Origin of the sequence: Streptomyces sp. NPDC002467, assembly GCF_042889825.1 — a bacterium.
Classification (GTDB): Bacteria; Actinomycetota; Actinomycetes; order Streptomycetales; family Streptomycetaceae; genus Streptomyces.
This window is the reverse complement of the sequence record NZ_JBIARJ010000008.1, coordinates 1-17,173: the sequence shown is the minus strand read 5'-3', so window position 1 is coordinate 17,173 and position 17,173 is coordinate 1. Positions and strand designations below refer to the sequence as shown.

Sequence of the window (17,173 nt, the reverse complement as noted above, 5' to 3'; positions counted from 1 at the left end):
GATCAATGGCCGGGAACCGGGATCGGTTCTCCACCTTCTCCACCGCGACCAGGCTCAAGCAGCTCGGCGAGCGGACCGCCGCCCACGTCTACCGCTCCCAGTCGCGCCGTCAGGTACGCCGCAGCCGGCTCACCGGACGTGCGGCCCTCCTGGTGCTCGTCCTCTGTACGCTGGTCGTCGCCCTCGCGTATCCGATGCGCCAGTACGTCTCCCAGCGCTCGGAGATCGCGGAGCAGCAGAAGGCGGCCGCCGCGGCGCGGGACCGCCTGGAGCGGCTCCGCGACGAGAAGGCCCGCTGGCAGGACGACGCTTACGCCGAGCAGCAGGCGCGCAAGCACCTGCACTTCCTGCGCCCGGGGGAGATCGGCTACATCATGACCGACCCCGGAGCCGAGGCCGCCGAGCGGCACCGCACCGGCAAGGCCGGTACCGTCCGGCCCTGGTACTCCAACGTCTGGGACGGCGTCGACAAGGCCGACCGCCCGGGCGACTGAGCACCGCACCCATCCACGAGAACGAAGAGACTTCCTCCAGGCATGCAGACGCCCCCGCCCCAGACCGACCGGACCGAGCCGACCGACGCCGACGTCGACGCCTTCCAGCAGCAGCTCGGCCGCCCGCCGCGCGGGCTGCGCGCCATCGCGCACCGCTGCCCCTGCGGCCAGCCGGACGTGGTGGAGACCGCCCCGCGGCTCCCCGACGGCACGCCCTTCCCGACGCTGTACTACCTGACGTGCCCCCGCGCCGCCGGCGCCATCGGCACGCTGGAGGCCAACGGCGTGATGAAGGAGATGCAGGCCCGGCTCGCCGAGGACCCGGAGCTGGCCGCCGCCTACCGGGCCGCGCACGAGGACTACATCCGGCGCCGTGACGCGATCGAGGTGCTCCAGGGCTTCCCGAGCGCCGGCGGCATGCCGGACCGGGTGAAGTGCCTGCACGTCCTGGTCGGCCACTCCCTGGCCGCGGGCCCGGGCGTGAACCCGTTCGGCGACGAGGCCCTCGCGATGCTGCCGGAGTGGTGGGCCAAGGGCCCCTGCGTCACCCCGTGCGCGGACGAGGCCGAGAAGGCGGACGGCCAGGAAGAGGCGTCCGAGTGACCCGGGTCGCGGGCATCGACTGCGGCACCAACTCCATCCGGCTCCTCGTCGCGGACTGCGACCCGGCCACCGGGGACCTGGTCGAGCTGGACCGCCGCATGACCATCGTCCGGCTCGGCCAGGGCGTGGACAAGACGGGCCGGCTGGCCCCGGAGGCCCTGGAGCGGACCTTCGCGGCCTGCCGCGAGTACGCGCGGGTCATCGAGGAGCTCGGTGCGGAGCGGGTGCGCTTCGTGGCCACCTCCGCCTCGCGGGACGCCGAGAACCGCGACGAGTTCGTGCGGGGCGTCAAGGAGATCCTGGGCGTCGAGCCCGAGGTGATCACCGGGGACGACGAGGCGGAGTTCTCCTTCACCGGCGCCACCAAGGAGCTGACCTCCCACGAGCACCTGGAGCGGCCGTTCCTGGTGGTGGACATCGGCGGCGGCTCCACCGAGTTCGTGGTCGGCGAGGAGCACGTGCGGGCGGCCCGTTCGGTGAACGTGGGCTGCGTCCGGATGACCGAGCGCCACCTGGTGGTCGACGGGGTCGTCACCGACCCTCCGACCGCGGAGCAGATCGCCGCGATGCGGGCCGACATCGAGGCCGCGCTGGACCTGGCCGAGGAGTCGGTCCCGCTGCACGAGGCGCGGACCCTGGTGGGTCTGGCCGGCTCGGTGACCACGGTCGCCGGGATCGCGCTCGGCCTGCCCGAGTACGTCTCGGAGCGGATCCACCACTCCCGGATCTCCTACGAGCAGGTCCGGGAGATCAGCGGGCGGATGTTGACGCAGACGCACGCCGAGCGCGCCGCGATCCCCGTGATGCACGAGGGCCGGGTGGACGTGATCGGCGCGGGCGCGCTGGTCCTGCTGGCGATCATGGAACGGATCGGGGCCACGGAGGTCGTCGTGTCCGAGCACGACATCCTGGACGGCATCGCCATCAAGACCGCAGAAGACGCCGAGGCCGGCAGGAGCCGCTGAACGACGGCGCTCCGGTCGGCCGACCGGAGCGCCGTCGTCACGTCGGACTCAGATGTTGCGGTAGACGTCGCGCCGGTCGCCGACCTTGACGACGAGGATGACGAGCTCACCGTCCAGGACTTGATAGGCGATCCGGTAGCTGCCGACCCGGAGCCGGTACAGGCCGGACGGCCCGGTGAGTTTCTTGACGTCGGCGTCCTCGCGGTACGGATCGTCTCCCAGCGCGGTCAGCGCGGCGAGGATGCGCATCGCGGTCGGCCTGTCGATCGCCCGGAGCTGTCGTTGCGCCGCCCTGGTGAACCGGAACGCGTACTTCACGCCGCTCCGTCACCCCGCTCGCTGAACAGGTCGGCCAGCAGCTCGGCCATGGTCACGGTCGGACCGTCTTCGGCCAGCACGGCCTCCGCCTCGCGGGCGAGCAGTTCGTCCGCCGCCTCTTCGAGCGCGTTGAAGTCCGCGATGGGGACCAGGGCGGCCACCGGAGCGCCATTACGGGTGATTATGGTCGGTACGCCCTGCTCCGCCCGATTGATGTGGTCCGCGAGATGGGCGCGGGCCTCGCGCACGGTCACTGCGTTCTCGCTCATGACAGCAGTGTACGCGCGCATGTGTACACGCGCCGGTGCGGCAGTGAACACGTGCGGGTTCACCGGGGATGCTGGACGGCATCGCCTGGTCCGTAGCCTGAGACGCGGCGCGGCGGGCAGCGGATTCCCAGGCGGAACGCTCTCTCAGGCTGCCTCTACAGGGGTCCGCAGGGGACTTTGGTCCCTTGATCCACATGAAGTTCGTGAAGTTCTTCACAAGGAAAAGGCGTCCGCGGGGCAACTGGAGGGGGCGTTTGAGGCTCTTCCAGGGCCCTCGGGCCCGTTTCTCCGAGCGTTCGTGCGAATGTCGGAGTCGACGGGTTCCGTGTCAGACGTATGGACAAATCCCGGTGGTCCAGTCCGGTTGAGGGCCTACAGCCCAGTTCAGGACGGGTGAACAACGATTCCCGATGTGCCACGGTTCCCGTTGCGCGTCATGACTTCCGTCACGCGGGCCGCGGAGTGTAGCAGAGGGTCCCCCGTACCTTGTGAAGGGGCTCACGAGCATCACCCCTGGGGGTGCTGGATACTCGTTCCATGAGCACCACGGAGCGTCCCAGGATCCTCGTTGTAGGAGGTGGGTACGTAGGTCTGTACGCGGCCAAGCGCATCATGAAGAAGATGCGTTACGGCGAGGCGACCGTCACGGTCGTCGACCCGCGGTCGTACATGACCTACCAGCCCTTCCTCCCCGAAGTGGCCGCAGGCAGCATCTCGCCTCGGCACGTCGTCGTACCGCTGCGACGCGTGCTGCCCAAGGCAGAGGTACTCACCGGCCGGGTCACCAGCATCGACCAGGACCGCAAGGTCGCCGTCGTCACGCCGCTCGTCGGCGAGGCGTACGAGCTGCCCTTCGACTACCTGGTGATCGCGCTCGGCGCCGTCTCCCGCACCTTCCCGATCCCCGGCCTCGCCGAACAGGGCATCGGCATGAAGGGCGTCGAAGAGGGCATCGGCCTGCGCAACCACGTCCTCGAGCAGCTCGACAAGGCCGAGTCCACGACGGACGAGAACGTCCGCCGCAAGGCCCTCACCTTCGTCTTCGTCGGCGGCGGCTTCGCCGGTGCCGAGACGATCGGCGAGGTCGAGGACATGGCCCGCGACGCCGCGAAGTACTACTCCACGATCAAGCGCGAGGACATGCGCTTCATCCTGGTCGACGCGGCCGACAAGATCCTCCCCGAGGTCGGGCCCAAGCTCGGCACCTGGGGCAAGGAGCACCTCGAGTCCCGCGGCATCGAGATCTACCTCAACACCTCCATGGACTCCTGCGTGGACGGCCACGTGGTGCTGAAGAACGGCCTCGAGGTCGACTCCAACACCATCGTGTGGACCGCGGGCGTCAAGCCCAACCCGGTGCTGGCCCGCTACGGCCTGCCGCTGGGCCCGCGCGGCCACGTGGACGCCGAGCCCACCCTCCAGGTCAAGGGCACGGACTACATCTGGACCGCCGGCGACAACGCCCAGGTTCCCGACATGGCCTCCCGCAAGGCCGGCGTCGAGAACGCCTGGTGCCCGCCGAACGCCCAGCACGCGCTGCGCCAGGCCAAGGTCCTCGGCGACAACGTCATCTCGGGCATGCGGGGCTTCCCGCAGACCGAGTACTCGCACTCCAACAAGGGTGCTGTGGCGGGCCTCGGCCTCCACAAGGGCGTCGCGATGATCGTCATGGGCAAGATGAAGATCAAGCTCAAGGGCCGTCTCGCCTGGTACATGCACCGTGGCTACCACGGCATGGCCATGCCGACCTGGAACCGCAAGATCCGCGTCTTCGCCGACTGGACCCTCGGCATGTTCCTCAAGCGCGAGGTCGTCTCCCTCGGAGCGCTGGAGACCCCGCGCGAGGAGTTCTACGAAGCCGCCAAGCCGGCGCCGGCTCCGGCCGCCGCCTCCGCCCCGGCGGAGAAGGCCAAGGCCTCGTAGGCGCTCCGGCGCACCCTGCACGACCCCGAAGGGGCCTCCCGCCATCCGTGGTGCGGGCGGCCCCTTCGGCGTACCCGGAGCCCGCAATGGGTAGACGGATTCGTCGGAGCTTTGTGGAGGTGCGCCATGAACGACGCCGCGCCGCGGCTGGCTGCTTTGGCCGAGACCCTGACGGGAGCCCCGCTGCCCGTGCGCATCCGTGCGTGGGACGGCAGCGAGGCGGGCCCGCCCACCGGTCCCGTGCTCGTCTTCCGCCGCCGCCGTGCCGTGCGCCGGATGCTGTGGAAGCCGGGTGAACTCGGCCTGGCCCGTGCCTGGGTCGCGGGCGACCTGACGGTCGACGGCGACCTGTTCGAGCTGCTGGACCGGGTGGCCGGCCTCGTCTGGGAGAAGGGGCGCGAGATGCCGCCCGCCGCCCTCCCGGCGCCCGCCGGCCCGGCCGGGAAGCGGGTCGGGCGGATCGGGCCGCGAGCGGCCCTGGGAGCCGTCGCCGACCGTGCGAGGGAGGCCCGCCCGGCCGCCCTGCCGGAGGCCGCCCGGCTGCTGCGGGACCCCGAACGGCGGGCAGCCGTACGAGGTCTGATCGCGCTCGCCGGACCGCTGCCGCCGCCCGCGCCCCCGGCCGAGGAGGCGACCGCCCGGCGCGGCGGGCAGCAGCACAGCAAGGGACGCGACCGACAGGCCGTCAGCCACCACTACGACGTCGGCAACGAGTTCTACGAGCGGGTGCTCGGCCCCTCGATGGTGTACTCCTGCGCCTACTGGACACCCGGCGCGACCCTGGAGAGCGCCCAGCGCGACAAGCTCGACCTCGTCTGCCGCAAGCTCGCGCTGCGGCCCGGAGACCGGCTCCTCGACGTCGGCTGCGGCTGGGGCTCCATGGCGGTGCACGCGGCCCGCGAGTACGGCGTCCGGGTCACCGGGGTCACGCTCTCCCGCGAGCAGGCCGCGTACGCCCTCAAACGCGTCGCCGACGAGGGGCTCACCGACCTCGTGGAGATCCGGATCCAGGACTACCGGGACGTCAAGGACGGTCCGTACGACGCCGTTTCCTCCATCGGCATGGCCGAACACGTGGGCGCCGAGCGCTACCACGAGTACGCCCGCGACCTGCACGCCCTGCTGCGCCCGGGCGGGCGGCTGCTGAACCACCAGATCGCCCGGCCCCCGGAGCCCGACGAAGACGCCTACCGGATCGACGCGTTCATCGACGCCTACGTCTTCCCCGACGGGGAGTTGTCCCCGCTCGGCAGCACTGTCGGCGAGCTGGAGCGGGCCGGCTTCGAGGTCCGCGACGTGGAGGCGCTGCGCGAGCACTACGGGCTCACCCTGCGGGCGTGGGTGGCGCGGCTGGAGACGCACTGGGAGGAGTGCGCACGGCTGACCTCGCCCGGCCGGGCCCGGGTCTGGCAGCTGTACATGGCGGCCTGCGCCCTGGGCTTCGAGCGGGGCCGGCTCGGCGTCAACCAGGTCCTCGCGGTGCGGTCCTCGGCGACGGGGGACTCGGGCCTGCCGCTGCGGCTGCGCACCTGGACCGAGTAGGGCACGGGACGCGGAAGGGCCCCGGGGCCGTTGCCCCGGGGCCCTTCCGCGTGACGCGCTGCCCGCTACTCCGTCTTGATGGCGGTCAGCATGTTCAGGCGGGCCGCGCTGCGGGCCGGCCACATGGCGGCCAGGACGCCGACCACGGCGGCCAGCAGCAGGAACACACCGATCCGGTCCCACGGGAGCACGAGCGCGTAGTTCGGCACCGCCTTGGCGAGGGTGGAGCCGACGGCCCAGGCGAGGAAGACGCCGATGACGACACCGAGCACCGCGCCGAAGAGCGAGATGACCACGGCCTCCAGGCGGATCATGTTCTTGACCCGGCCGCGGTCGAGGCCGATCGCCCGCAGCATGCCGATCTCCCGCGTCCGTTCGAAGACGGACATCGCGAGGGTGTTCACGACGCCGAGCACCGAGATGATCAGGGCCATGCCGAGCAGGCCGTACATGATGTTGAGCATCGTGTTGATGATGCCGCCCATCTCGTTGCGCATGTCCTGCTGGGTGGAGACCTTCATCGCAGGGTTCTTGCCGAGGGCGTCGACGACGGCCTGCTGGTTCGCCTTGGAGGCGCCGCCGGCGGTCTGGACGTAGACCTCGCGGATGTACTGGTCGTCGCTGTGCGCGGCGAGGATCTTGTTGTCGAGCACGTACGGGGACAGCAGGCTTTCGAGGTCCTTGAAGACGCCGCCGACCTTGAGCGTGGCCTTCTGGCCGTCGTCGTACTGGACCTGGAGCGTCGAGCCGACCTTGAGGTCCTTGTCCTTGGCGGTCTTCTCGGCGACGAGGACCTCGCCCCTGCCGAGGGAGTCCACCGAGCCGCTGACGGTCTGGATGTTCAGCAGCTTGCCGATGCCGGCCGGATTGACGCCGGAGGCAGAGCGGAAGCTGTCGCCGATCCTCAGGAAGCCGGCGGCCTGCTCGGAGACCGCCTTCACCGAGGGGGCCTTGGCGAGGGTCTCGGCGACCGACTTGTCCAGGGGCATGCCGTCGGCGGCCATGGAGACCTTGTAGTCGGCCTTGATGTTGTCCGTGCTCATCCGGTCGACGGCCTTGCCCATGGTGATGCCGAGCACCGACAGGGTGGTGACCAGGGTCAGGCCGATCGCCAGCGACGCGGCGGTGACGGCGGTGCGGCGCGGGTTGCGCACGGCGTTCTGGGCGGCCAGCTTGCCGGGCACGCCGAAGACCTTCTGCAGGCCGGGGCGGATCGCGGCGATGACCGGCTGGGACAGCAGCGGCAGGATCACGATCACGCCGATGAGCAGGAAGAACGCGCCGGCGCCGATGACCATGCGGCCGTCGCCGGCCATGGAGACGCCGAGCATGACCACGCCGATGCCGGCGAGGCTGATGACCGAACCGAGGACGTTGCGGACGATCAGGGACTTAGCGGTGGCCGGCAGGTGGGCGCTGCCCATCGCGGCGACCGGGGCGATCCGGCCGGTGCGCCAGGCCGGCAGCAGCGCGGCGAGGGTGGTGACGAGGACGCCGATGACCAGGGCCGCGATGACGGTGGTCGGGGCGATCACGAGGTCGCCGGCCGGGAGCTTGGCGCCGAAGGCCTCGATCGCGGAGCGGATGCCGACCGCCAGGCCCACACCGCCGGCCAGGCCGACGGCGGCGGAGACGAGACCGACGAGGAGGGCTTCGACGAGCACCGAGCGCATGACCTGGCCGCGGTTGGCGCCGACGGCGCGCAGCAGGGCCAGTTCCCTGGTGCGCTGGGTGACCAGCATGGTGAAGGTGTTGTAGATCAGGAAGATGCCGACGAAGAGCGCGATGCCCGCGAAGGCGAGGAGCATCTGGTTCATGTTCGTCATCCCCCGCTCCACGTCCTTGGCCTGTTCCCGGGCGAGTTCGGCACCGGTCTGCGCCTTGGTGTGCTTGGCGTCGAGCAGCGGCTTGATGTCGGCGAGCAGCCGGTCGGCGGAGGTGCCGGCCTTGGCGGCGACGGAGAGCTCCTCGTAGAAGCCGGGCTTGAGGTACAGCTCCTGGGCGACGGCGGTGTCGAAGAGGACCAGGCTGCCGCCCGCGCTGACCGCGCCGTCCTCGGTGGTGAAGACACCGGAGAGGGTGTACTCCTTCACCGGGCCGTTGGTGGCGACGCGGACCTTGTCTCCGACCTTGTACTTGCCGGTGTCGGCGGTCGCCTTGTCGAGAGCGACCTGGTCGGCCCTGGCCGGGCCGGCGCCCTCGGTGAAGGCGTAGCGCGGGTCCTTGCCGTCCTTGACGGGCGCGTAGTTGGCGCCCTTGTTGGACCAGCCGGAGCCGATCAGCTCGCCCTTCTCGTCACCGACGCCCGCGAAGCCGGAGACGCGGCCGGAGACGGAGTCCACGCCGTGCAGCGCCTTGACCTTGTCGAGGGTCTGCGCGCTGATGCCCGGCTCGCCCTCCTTCTGGCCCTCGTCGTTGCGGCCCTGGCCGTACGAGGTCACGGAGACGGCGACGCCGTCGTAGCTCTTGGCCGACTGGCTGGAGAGGGACTTGCCGAGGGTGTCTGTGAAGATCAGGGTGCCGGAGACGAAGGCGACGCCGAGGGTGACGGCCAGCACCGTCATCAACAGTCGGGCCTTGTGCGCGAGGACGTTGCGCAGGGCGGTACGGAACATGGTGGAGGAGTCCAGAGGAGTCGGCGGGACCGGGCAGGGGGGGGGTGGGGGAGCCTCAGCTCGTACGGCCCTTGGAGTCGAAGGCCTTCATGCGGTCCAGCACGCCGTCCGCGGTGGGGGCGTACATCTCGTCGACGATGCGGCCGTCGGCGAGGAAGATGACGCGGTCCGCGTAGGAGGCGGCGACCGGGTCGTGGGTGACCATGACGACGGTCTGGCCGAGCTCGCGCACCGAGTTCCGCAGGAAGCCGAGGACTTCGGCGCCGGAGCGGGAGTCGAGGTTTCCGGTGGGCTCGTCGCCGAAGATGATCTCGGGGCGGGAGGCCAGGGCGCGGGCCACGGCCACGCGCTGCTGCTGGCCGCCGGAGAGCTGGGTGGGGCGGTGGGAGAGGCGTCCGGACAGGCCCACCATCTCGATGACCGTGTCCAGCCACTGCTTGTCGGGCTTGCGGCCGGCGATGTCCATGGGGAGCGTGATGTTCTCCAGGGCCGTCAGGGTCGGCAGCAGGTTGAAGGCCTGGAAGATGAAGCCGATCTTGTCCCGGCGCAGCTGGGTGAGCTGCTTGTCCTTGAGGGAGCCCAGTTCGGTCTCGCCGATGCGCACGGACCCGGAGGAGAAGGTGTCCAGGCCGGCGACGCAGTGCATCAGCGTGGACTTGCCGGAGCCCGAGGGGCCCATGATCGCGGTGAACTGGCCCTGCGCGAAGTCCACGGAGACGTTGTCGAGGGCGACCACCTGGGTCTCGCCCTGGCCGTACACCTTGGAGAGGCCGGTGGCGCGGGCGGCCACGGCCTGGGTGGTGCGCGGGGCGTGGTTCATGGTGGTCACGGGAGGGCTCCTCGTTCTGCGGTGCGGGGACCTTTCCATCGTCTCCGCGCCGGCCGCGCTCCGGATCAGCCGCGGTGCCGGTTCGCAGGCCCACTGGAGTCTGACCGTGGGGACGTCCGCATACGCCTCTGGTATGACGGCGACCCTGATCCACCTGCGCGGACCCGGGGACGCGCGGGGGTGGCGCGCGGGTGGCGGGCGGGGGTGGCGCGGGACATCGAAATCCCGTCATTCCCGTACCGGCGGTGATCGTCCCGCAGAGGGGGCCCACCGTGTGTTCTGCGTCCTGACGCTCCCTCAATCGCCAATAAAATCAGACAACATCGGAAAGACGGCCAGGTGGTGGCCGGGGTGTTCCGGATAGGCTCGGGGCAGCGCTGAAGGCTTTATCGGGGGCCGCCACGCCCTGCCCGGATGGTGGAATGCAGACACGGCGAGCTTAAACCTCGCTGACCTTCGGGTCGTGCCGGTTCAAGTCCGGCTCCGGGCACTCCTCAGCTCCCCCGAGGCCCGGTCGATTTATCCCCTGCGCTTCGCCATGTCTTCTCCTAAGATCCTCCTCCAGCAGTAGGGTGATTTTTTTGCGAGCGCATTACTCTTGATGCGAGGCCGCGCTCGGTGGCCACTTGAGGAGTGAGATGAGGAGCAGTAACCCGGTCTTCTCGCGACGGGGGTTCAGCCGCGACAACGGTGGCTACGCGGGCTTTGACGCGCAGCACCAGCAGGCCGGGACCAACCCGTACGCGACGAACCCGTACGCGACCGACCCGATGACGGGTATGCCGCAGGCGCCGGCGCGCACGAACGCGATGACCATGGACGACGTCGTGAGCCGCACGGCCATGACGCTCGGCACGCTCATCGTCACGGCGACGCTGTCCTGGGTCCTCCTGCCGGTCGACCCGGCGAACCTCGGCAAGTCGTACGGCATCGCCATCGGCGCGGCCCTCGTCGCGTTCGTTCTGGCCATGGTCCAGTCCTTCAAGCGCAAGCCGGTCCCGGCGCTGATCCTGGGCTACGCGGCCCTGGAGGGTGTCTTCCTCGGCGTCATCAGCGCGGCCACCAGCACCTACTTCGGTGCCGGCGTGGTCATCCAGGCCGTCATGGGCACGATGTGCGTCTTCGCCGCCGTGCTCCTCGCCTACAAGATGGGCTGGATCCGCGTCAACCGACGCTTCACCGGCTTCGTGATGGCGGCGGCCCTCGGCTTCATCCTGCTCATGGTCGCCAACTCGCTGTTCGCCGTCTTCGGCGGTGGCGACGGCCTCGGCTTCCGCAGCGGTGGCCTCGGCATCGTCTTCGGCATCATCGGCGTCCTCCTCGGTGCCGCCTTCCTCGCCATGGACTTCAAGCAGGTCGAGGACGGCGTGACCTACGGCGCCCCGCGCGAGGAGGCCTGGCTGGCGGCCTTCGGCCTCACGCTGACCCTGGTGTGGATCTACCTGGAACTGCTGCGCCTCTTCCAGATCCTCTCGGGCGACGACTAGTCGCACCGGCGGCCGTCCGGTTCGCCCACCGCATGGGGAAGGCCCCGCGAGCACACGCCCGCGGGGCCTTCCCGCGTCCAGGGGGACTGGGGTTCTGAGTTGTCGGGTCCTGGGGGCTGGGGGCTGGGGTCAGCCGAACCGGCGTGCGGCTCTGCGCAGGTCGTACTCGTGGATGATCGCCTTGGCCTGGCCGTACGACAGCTCGTGCGCGCCGCGCAGCCAGCTGACCTTCTCCTCGAACCGGACGAGGGAGGGGCCTTCGTCCACGGTGCGGAGCCAGTCGGACACTTCACGACCGGTGGTCAGGGGGATTCTGTCGATCATGTTGCGGTGGGTCTGCTCGGAGAACTCTACGGACATGGGCGCCTCCGGAAGGTTGCCGTGCTGTTCTCTTCACGTCACCGTGCCGGAGAGTTCGGCCGTTGGCAATGGTGCGCGGACGGCGCGTAAGGTCGGCCGGGTGCTCGATACCTCACCCCTGACCGCCGCCGTGGACCGTTTCGCAGACCGGCTGCGGGCCGCGCCGCAGAGCCGCCTGCGCCAAGGAGCCGCCGAGGCGGCACTGGAGCTGGCCCGCGAGCTCTCGGCGACGGCGCAGACCCTGGAGGGCGCGGCGGGCCCCGCCGTGCGGGAGATCCCGGACGCCGGGCTCTTCGTCGTCGGCGACCAGGTGGCGGTGGCCGGCGCCGATCTGGCGGAGGCGCTGCGCGGCGTACCGGCCCAGGACGGCGCGAAGGCCCCGTCCGAGGTGCTGGACGAGGCCGTGCGGCTGGTGGAGCGGGCCGAGGCTAGAGCGATGCGATGACGCGGTCCGCGAGGATGTAGACGTTGCTGTCCGGGTCTTCGGAGTCCCCGCAGGAGAAGGTCAGCGCGTAGGCGCCGGAGATGCCCGAGCCGCCGAGGAGGACCGGAGCGGTGCCCGAGCGCAGGGCCTCGGCGAGGCGCTCGGCGGTCTCCCGGTGCCCCGGGGTCATGCAGAGCGTGGTGCCGTCCGTGAAGACGTACACGTCGAGGGTGCCCAGCGGGCCGGGGCGGACGTCCGCGAGGGCCGTACGGGCCTCCGCGAGCTCCTCCAGGCGGCTGACCGTGCGCTCGTGGTCGGCGCCGGGGTGCGAGGGCTGGACCGGAACGAAATCGGGGTGCGAGGGGTGGCGCCGGCGGGCGGCGGCCAGCTCGGCCGAGTCCTCCGGGTACGGGTTCTCGTCGAGGACCTCGTCGCCGAGGACCGGCTCCAGACCCACCAGGTCGGCCTGTCGGGGCAGGAAGAGGTGCGGGCCGTCGTCGCCGAGGCCGGGCAGGCCGCCCAGCAGGGACGGCGCGTCGGCGGCGTCACGGGCCTCCTGCGCGGCCCAGAAGGCACGCGCTTCGGCCAGCTCGCGCTCGCGCTCCTCGGCGAGGGCTTCGGCCACCGCGGCTCGTATCTCGGCGGCGGGGGACTCCACGGCGCTGCGGGCGTGCGGGACGGTCGCACCACGGGGGTGCGGCACCGCCAGCTCACTGCGCAGGGCCGTGACCTGCTTGCGCAGGCCGTGGACGGCGTGCAGCGCAGCAGCGCCGACGGCCGTGGCAGCGGCCGCGGTCAGCAGCAGGGCAAGAGACATGGCGCTCACTGAGTGACTCCCGGTGTGATTCGATCCCCCGACTTCCTACATCAGAGTGTCCCGACCTGGGAATGGCGTGCAGTGCATTACGTCATGAAATGGACAGGTCTTTCGTCCCGATGCGCCCATCCGCATGGCGCCTGACCTGCATATATGCCGAGCCCCCAGGAGATAGGTCACATCCTGGGGGAGATTCGGTCACAGGTCGGCCGCGACGGGGTTGGATTCGGCGCCGGTACGCCGCAAGGGATCAGGCCCGATCCCTTGCGGCGCCTGGGGCCGCTCACGCTCCGCTCAGCTGCGGTTACGGCTCAGCTGAGCCGCTCGATCACCATGGCCATGCCCTGGCCGCCACCGACGCACATGGTCTCCAGACCGAACTGCTTGTCGTGGAACTGCAGGCTGTTGATCAGCGTGCCGGTGATCCGGGCACCGGTCATCCCGAACGGGTGACCGACGGCGATGGCCCCGCCGTTGACGTTCAGCTTGTCGAGGGGGATCTCCAGGTCGCGGTAGGACGGGATGACCTGGGCCGCGAACGCCTCGTTGATCTCGAACAGGTCGATGTCGCCGACCGTCAGGCCCGCGCGCTTCAGCGCCTGCTTCGACGCCTCGACCGGGCCGAGGCCCATGATCTCGGGGGAGAGGGCGGTGACGCCGGTGGAGACGATCCGGGCCAGCGGGGTCAGACCCAGCTCGCGGGCCTTGGTGTCGCTCATGATGACGAGGGCGGCGGCGCCGTCGTTCAGCGGGCAGCAGTTGGCGGCGGTGACCAGGCCGTCGGGGCGGAAGACGGGCTTGAGGCCCTGCACGCCCTCCAGGGTGACCCCTGCGCGCGGGCCGTCGTCCGCGGTGACCACGGTGCCGTCGGGGGTGGTGACCGGGGTGATCTCCCGCTCCCAGAAGCCGTTCTTGATCGCGGCCTCGGCGAGGTTCTGCGAGCGCACGCCGAACTCGTCCATGTCCTGACGGGTCACGCCCTTGAGGCGGGCCAGGTTCTCGGCGGTCTGCCCCATCGCGATGTACGCGTCGGGGATCAGGCCGTCCGCACGCGGGTCGTGCCAGTCGCTGCCCTCGCTCTGCGCGACGGCGGCGGTGCGGGCCTCGGCGTCCGCGAAGAGCGGGTTGTGGGTGTCCGGCAGGCCGTCGGAGGAACCCTTGGCGAACCGGGACACGGTCTCGACGCCGGCGGAGATGAAGACGTCGCCCTCGCCCGCCTTGATGGCGTGCAGGGCCATGCGCGAGGTCTGGAGGGAGGAGGAGCAGTAGCGCGTGATCGTGGTGCCGGGCAGGTAGTCCATGCCCATCTGCACGGCGACGATACGGGCGAGGTTGTGGCCCTGCTCACCGCCGGGGAGGCCGCAGCCCAGCATCAGGTCGTCGATCTGGCGCGGGTCCAGCTCGGGGACCTTGGCGAGGGCGGCCTGGATGATCGTGGCGGTCAGGTCGTCCGGGCGGACGTCCTTGAGCGACCCCTTGCCGGCGCGCCCGATGGGGGAGCGGGCGGTGGAAACGATGACTGCTTCGGGCATCGGGACTCCAAAGGGGTGCGTGCGTCGTTGCGGGACCGCATGCGAAGTTACCGCCCCGTACGGTCGAGGTCACCGCCGGGGCGGTGTGATGCCGGTCGCTCCCGCGGGGTGGCGGTGTGCCGTGCGCCTGCGGCGCCGCTGCCGGGGCTCTGCCCCGGACCCCGCGCCTCAAACGCCGGCGGGGCTGGATTCGGCCGTTGCCGTCCGCCGGGCGCGGCCGGATTGCCCGCAGGGCAATTCCAGCCCGTCCGGCGGGGGCTACGGCAGGTCGGCCGGGGCCGGGGTGGCGGCCGGGTCCTCGGCGGTGAGCCGGCGCCGGCGGCGGTGTTTGAGGAGGACCCAGGGGCCGCGGGCCGCCGTGACCTCCGTACCCGCCAGACCGGCCGCCGCCGACGCCGCCTTGGCCACCGGCAGCATGTCCTCGTGGCGGGACACGTCCAGCCGGTCGGACTCCGGCCACAGCGCCAGCGCCGCGCACAGCGTGGGCAGGACGGCCATCGCGGCGGTCGCGTACCCCTCCGCCGAGGGGTGGTAGGAGTCCGGGCCGAACATCTCCCGGGGGTTCGCCGCGAACTCCGGTCCGAGGAGGTCGCCCATCGAGACCGTACGGGCGCCCAGCGCGACCACCCCTATGGTCTGCGCGGCCGCGAGCTGCCGCGAGACCCGCCGGGCCAGCCACCGCAGCGGCTGGTACACCGGCTCGATCGTGCCCAGGTCGGGGCAGGTGCCGACCACGACCTCCGCGCCCGCCATGCGCAGCCGCCGCACCGCCGAGGTGAGGTGGCGGACCGACTGCGTGGGCGGCATGCGCCGCGTCACGTCGTTCGCCCCGATCATGATCACGCACACGTCCGGCGCGGGCCGGTCCCCGTCCAGCAGCAGCCCGACCTGGCGGTCCAGGTCGTCGGACATGGCCCCCGACAGGGCCACGTTGCGCAGCTCCACCGGCCGCTCGGCCACCGCCGCCAGCCCGGACGCCATCAGGGCCGCCGGGGTCTGCCTGGCCCGCCGTACGCCGAGGCCCGCGGCCGTGGAATCGCCCAGCATGGCCAGCCGCAGCGGGCCCGGACTCAGTTCCGGCCCGTTGAAATCGCTCCCGTACAGTCCGTCCGCGCGCGGGGGATCGCCCAGCCCGCTGCCCACCGTGCGCTTGGCGAACTGCATCTCCGCGAGTACGAGCCCCACCGCGGCGACCCCGACCAGCCCGAGCCCGCCACCGCCGTACGCCGCGCCCGCCGCGATGCGGCGGGCCGTTCTCGCCCTGGACACCCTTCAGGCCACCTCGCTTCGCTGACTGGGGCTTCGTTGACCTTCCTGCCCCGTACGGACGGTCGTCCAATCCCTTTCCGCATACTCTGGCCGAACCTCCCGGAGAACCCGTGGAGTCCCGTCCTTGGAGAACATGGTGCAATTCCACGACTCGATGATCAGCCTCGTCGGCAACACCCCGCTGGTGAAGCTCAACCGTGTGACCGAAGGCCTCCAGGCCACCGTCCTTGCGAAGGTCGAGTACTTCAATCCCGGCGGCTCCGTGAAGGACCGGATCGCCGTGCGCATGATCGAGGCCGCCGAGCAGAGCGGAGCCCTCAAGCCCGGTGGCACCATCGTGGAGCCGACCAGCGGCAACACGGGTGTAGGACTCGCCATCGTGGCCCAGCAGAAGGGCTACAAGTGCATCTTCGTCTGCCCTGACAAGGTGTCGATGGACAAGATCAACGTGATGCGCGCGTACGGCGCGGAGGTCGTGGTCTGCCCGACCGCGGTCGACCCCGAGCACCCGGACTCGTACTACAACGTGTCCGACCGCCTCGCGCGCGAGCCCGGCGCCTGGAAGCCCGACCAGTACAGCAACCCGAACAACCCCCGTTCGCACTACGAGACGACCGGCCCCGAGCTCTGGGAGCAGACGGAGGGGAAGATCACCCACTTCGTCGCCGGCGTCGGCACGGGCGGCACGATCTCGGGCACCGGCAACTACCTCAAGGAGGTCAGCGGCGGGAAGGTCAAGGTCATCGGCGCCGACCCCGAGGGCTCGGTGTACTCGGGCGGCTCCGGCCGTCCCTACCTCGTCGAGGGCGTCGGCGAGGACTTCTGGCCGACCGCCTACGACCCGAACGTCACCGACGAGATCATCGCGGTGTCCGACAAGGACTCCTTCCAGATGACCCGCCGCCTCGCCAAGGAGGAGGGCCTGCTCGTCGGCGGTTCCTGCGGCATGGCGGTCGTGGCCGCGCTGCGCGCCGCGGAGGGCCTCGGGCCGGACGACGTGGTCGTGGTCCTGCTCCCGGACAGCGGCCGCGGCTACCTGAGCAAGATCTTCTCGGACGAGTGGATGGCCGGGCACGGGTTCCTGGAGCAGGGCGGGCCGACGGCGCGCATCGGCGACGTCCTCGCGGACAAGGAGGGCGGCATGCCCTCCCTGGTCCACATGCACCCCGAGGAGACGGTGGGCGAGGCGATCGAGGTGCTGCGCGAGTACGGCGTCTCGCAGATGCCCGTCGTCAAGCCGGGCGCCGGTCACCCCGACGTGATGGCCGCCGAGGTCATCGGCTCGGTCGTCGAGAAGGAGCTGCTGGCGGCCCTGTTCGCGCAGAGCGCCTCGCTGGGCGACCCGCTGGAGAAGCACATGAGCGCGCCGCTGCCGCAGGTCGGCTCCGGCGAGCCGGTCTCCGACCTGATGGAGGCCCTGGGCGAGGCGGACGCGGCGATCGTCCTGGTCGAGGGCAAGCCGACGGGCGTGGTGAGCCGGCAGGACCTGCTGGCGTTCCTGGCCAAGACGGCGAAGTAGCCTGCGACTCGCTCGGCGGGTGCGGGCCGGAGGTCCCCCCGACTCGCTCGGCGGGCGCGGGGCTCCGCCCCGCGCCCCGGCCCCCGGGCCCCGGCCGCTTTGTCCGGGCGCTGCCCGTCACCCCTACGGCGCTCCGCGCCCGCGCCTCAATCGCCGGCGGGGCTGAGTATCAGCCCGTCCGGCGTTTGAGGACCGGGGTCCGGGGCG

At 71.0% G+C, this 17,173-nt stretch carries 16 protein-coding genes and 1 tRNA gene; 9 read left to right on the top strand and 8 right to left on the bottom strand.

Annotated features, from left to right (window positions below; genetic code table 11):
- Positions 1-5 precede the first annotated feature (5 nt).
- Genes ACFYYJ_RS18075 through ACFYYJ_RS18065 form a run of 3 tightly spaced genes read left to right on the top strand, consistent with a single transcriptional unit; the run spans position 6 to position 2,062 of the window.
- Entirely contained in the window at positions 6-494 is a 489-nt protein-coding gene (locus tag ACFYYJ_RS18075; RefSeq protein ID WP_389133563.1) for a septum formation initiator family protein, read from the top strand.
- A gap of 42 nt (positions 495-536) precedes the next feature.
- On the top strand, positions 537-1,097 hold the full coding sequence (locus tag ACFYYJ_RS18070; RefSeq protein ID WP_389133560.1) for a DUF501 domain-containing protein: 561 nt from the start codon (positions 537-539) through the stop codon (positions 1,095-1,097).
- On the top strand, positions 1,094-2,062 hold the full coding sequence (locus tag ACFYYJ_RS18065) for an exopolyphosphatase (RefSeq protein WP_389133558.1): 969 nt from the start codon (positions 1,094-1,096) through the stop codon (positions 2,060-2,062). Before ACFYYJ_RS18070 ends, ACFYYJ_RS18065 begins: the two co-directional genes overlap by 4 nt.
- Positions 2,063-2,110: 48 nt before the next feature.
- On the opposite strand, the gene ACFYYJ_RS18060 is transcribed toward ACFYYJ_RS18065, so the two are convergent.
- Complete coding sequence (locus tag ACFYYJ_RS18060) at positions 2,111-2,380, bottom strand: type II toxin-antitoxin system RelE/ParE family toxin (protein ID WP_389133555.1); 270 nt, start codon at positions 2,378-2,380, stop codon at positions 2,111-2,113.
- Complete coding sequence (locus ACFYYJ_RS18055; protein WP_389133552.1) at positions 2,377-2,649, bottom strand: type II toxin-antitoxin system Phd/YefM family antitoxin; 273 nt, start codon at positions 2,647-2,649, stop codon at positions 2,377-2,379. Before ACFYYJ_RS18055 ends, ACFYYJ_RS18060 begins: the two co-directional genes overlap by 4 nt.
- Before the next feature lie 537 nt (positions 2,650-3,186).
- On the opposite strand from ACFYYJ_RS18055, the gene ACFYYJ_RS18050 reads away from it, so the two are divergent.
- The gene (locus tag ACFYYJ_RS18050; protein ID WP_385128694.1) at positions 3,187-4,572 is read left to right on the top strand and encodes an NAD(P)/FAD-dependent oxidoreductase; all 1,386 of its coding nucleotides are present in this window, start codon (positions 3,187-3,189) and stop codon (positions 4,570-4,572) included.
- Between the two features lie 126 nt (positions 4,573-4,698).
- Positions 4,699-6,114: a class I SAM-dependent methyltransferase gene (locus ACFYYJ_RS18045; protein ID WP_389133547.1), complete on the top strand. Its 1,416-nt coding sequence runs from the start codon at positions 4,699-4,701 to the stop codon at positions 6,112-6,114.
- Positions 6,115-6,179: 65 nt separating this feature from the next.
- On the opposite strand, the gene ACFYYJ_RS18040 is transcribed toward ACFYYJ_RS18045, so the two are convergent.
- Positions 6,180-8,729 (bottom strand): ABC transporter permease, encoded by a 2,550-nt coding sequence (locus ACFYYJ_RS18040; RefSeq protein WP_389133544.1) that lies wholly within the window; start codon positions 8,727-8,729, stop codon positions 6,180-6,182.
- Between the two features lie 55 nt (positions 8,730-8,784).
- Complete coding sequence (locus ACFYYJ_RS18035; protein WP_385133752.1) at positions 8,785-9,558, bottom strand: ABC transporter ATP-binding protein; 774 nt, start codon at positions 9,556-9,558, stop codon at positions 8,785-8,787.
- A 408-nt stretch (positions 9,559-9,966) separates the two neighbouring features.
- Here ACFYYJ_RS18035 and ACFYYJ_RS18030 point away from each other — a divergent pair.
- Positions 9,967-10,048: transfer RNA gene (locus ACFYYJ_RS18030), tRNA-Leu, on the top strand.
- A 148-nt stretch (positions 10,049-10,196) separates the two neighbouring features.
- A complete protein-coding gene (locus tag ACFYYJ_RS18025; protein ID WP_385133755.1) occupies positions 10,197-11,045 on the top strand; it encodes a Bax inhibitor-1/YccA family protein in 849 nt (282 codons plus the stop codon).
- A gap of 129 nt (positions 11,046-11,174) precedes the next feature.
- Here the strand turns inward: ACFYYJ_RS18025 and ACFYYJ_RS18020 are convergent, their stop codons facing one another.
- A complete protein-coding gene (locus ACFYYJ_RS18020; protein ID WP_030036969.1) occupies positions 11,175-11,405 on the bottom strand; it encodes a DUF4287 domain-containing protein in 231 nt (76 codons plus the stop codon).
- A gap of 100 nt (positions 11,406-11,505) precedes the next feature.
- Here ACFYYJ_RS18020 and ACFYYJ_RS18015 point away from each other — a divergent pair, with 100 nt between their 5' ends.
- The gene (locus ACFYYJ_RS18015; protein ID WP_385133757.1) at positions 11,506-11,850 is read left to right on the top strand and encodes a hypothetical protein; all 345 of its coding nucleotides are present in this window, start codon (positions 11,506-11,508) and stop codon (positions 11,848-11,850) included.
- Here ACFYYJ_RS18015 and ACFYYJ_RS18010 read toward each other — a convergent pair.
- From ACFYYJ_RS18010 to ACFYYJ_RS18000, 3 genes are all read right to left on the bottom strand, one after another.
- On the bottom strand, positions 11,834-12,646 hold the full coding sequence (locus tag ACFYYJ_RS18010; protein WP_385366230.1) for a hypothetical protein: 813 nt from the start codon (positions 12,644-12,646) through the stop codon (positions 11,834-11,836). The two genes, ACFYYJ_RS18015 and ACFYYJ_RS18010, sit on opposite strands and share 17 nt — an antisense overlap.
- A gap of 311 nt (positions 12,647-12,957) precedes the next feature.
- On the bottom strand, positions 12,958-14,178 hold the full coding sequence (locus tag ACFYYJ_RS18005; protein WP_385133759.1) for an acetyl-CoA C-acetyltransferase: 1,221 nt from the start codon (positions 14,176-14,178) through the stop codon (positions 12,958-12,960).
- A gap of 258 nt (positions 14,179-14,436) precedes the next feature.
- On the bottom strand, positions 14,437-15,447 hold the full coding sequence (locus ACFYYJ_RS18000; protein WP_385366970.1) for an SGNH/GDSL hydrolase family protein: 1,011 nt from the start codon (positions 15,445-15,447) through the stop codon (positions 14,437-14,439).
- A gap of 136 nt (positions 15,448-15,583) precedes the next feature.
- On the opposite strand from ACFYYJ_RS18000, the gene ACFYYJ_RS17995 reads away from it, so the two are divergent.
- Positions 15,584-16,966, top strand: a complete 1,383-nt coding sequence (locus tag ACFYYJ_RS17995) for a cystathionine beta-synthase (protein WP_389133990.1) — start codon at positions 15,584-15,586, stop codon at positions 16,964-16,966.
- Positions 16,967-17,173 lie beyond the last annotated feature (207 nt).

What these genes read in the sequence shown, in the direction of transcription:
- ACFYYJ_RS18005 (WP_385133759.1), bottom strand. Translation starts at nt 14,178, where the DNA reads ATGCCCGAAGCAGTCATCGTTTCCACCGCCCGCTCCCCCATCGGGCGC.
- ACFYYJ_RS18025 (WP_385133755.1), top strand. Translation starts at nt 10,197, where the DNA reads ATGAGGAGCAGTAACCCGGTCTTCTCGCGACGGGGGTTCAGCCGCGAC.
- ACFYYJ_RS18070 (WP_389133560.1), top strand. Translation starts at nt 537, where the DNA reads ATGCAGACGCCCCCGCCCCAGACCGACCGGACCGAGCCGACCGACGCC.
- ACFYYJ_RS18075 (WP_389133563.1), top strand. Translation starts at nt 6, where the DNA reads ATGGCCGGGAACCGGGATCGGTTCTCCACCTTCTCCACCGCGACCAGG.
- ACFYYJ_RS18050 (WP_385128694.1), top strand. Translation starts at nt 3,187, where the DNA reads ATGAGCACCACGGAGCGTCCCAGGATCCTCGTTGTAGGAGGTGGGTAC.
- ACFYYJ_RS18055 (WP_389133552.1), bottom strand. Translation starts at nt 2,649, where the DNA reads ATGAGCGAGAACGCAGTGACCGTGCGCGAGGCCCGCGCCCATCTCGCG.
- ACFYYJ_RS18020 (WP_030036969.1), bottom strand. Translation starts at nt 11,405, where the DNA reads ATGTCCGTAGAGTTCTCCGAGCAGACCCACCGCAACATGATCGACAGA.
- ACFYYJ_RS18045 (WP_389133547.1), top strand. Translation starts at nt 4,699, where the DNA reads ATGAACGACGCCGCGCCGCGGCTGGCTGCTTTGGCCGAGACCCTGACG.
- ACFYYJ_RS18010 (WP_385366230.1), bottom strand. Translation starts at nt 12,646, where the DNA reads ATGTCTCTTGCCCTGCTGCTGACCGCGGCCGCTGCCACGGCCGTCGGC.
- ACFYYJ_RS18040 (WP_389133544.1), bottom strand. Translation starts at nt 8,729, where the DNA reads ATGTTCCGTACCGCCCTGCGCAACGTCCTCGCGCACAAGGCCCGACTG.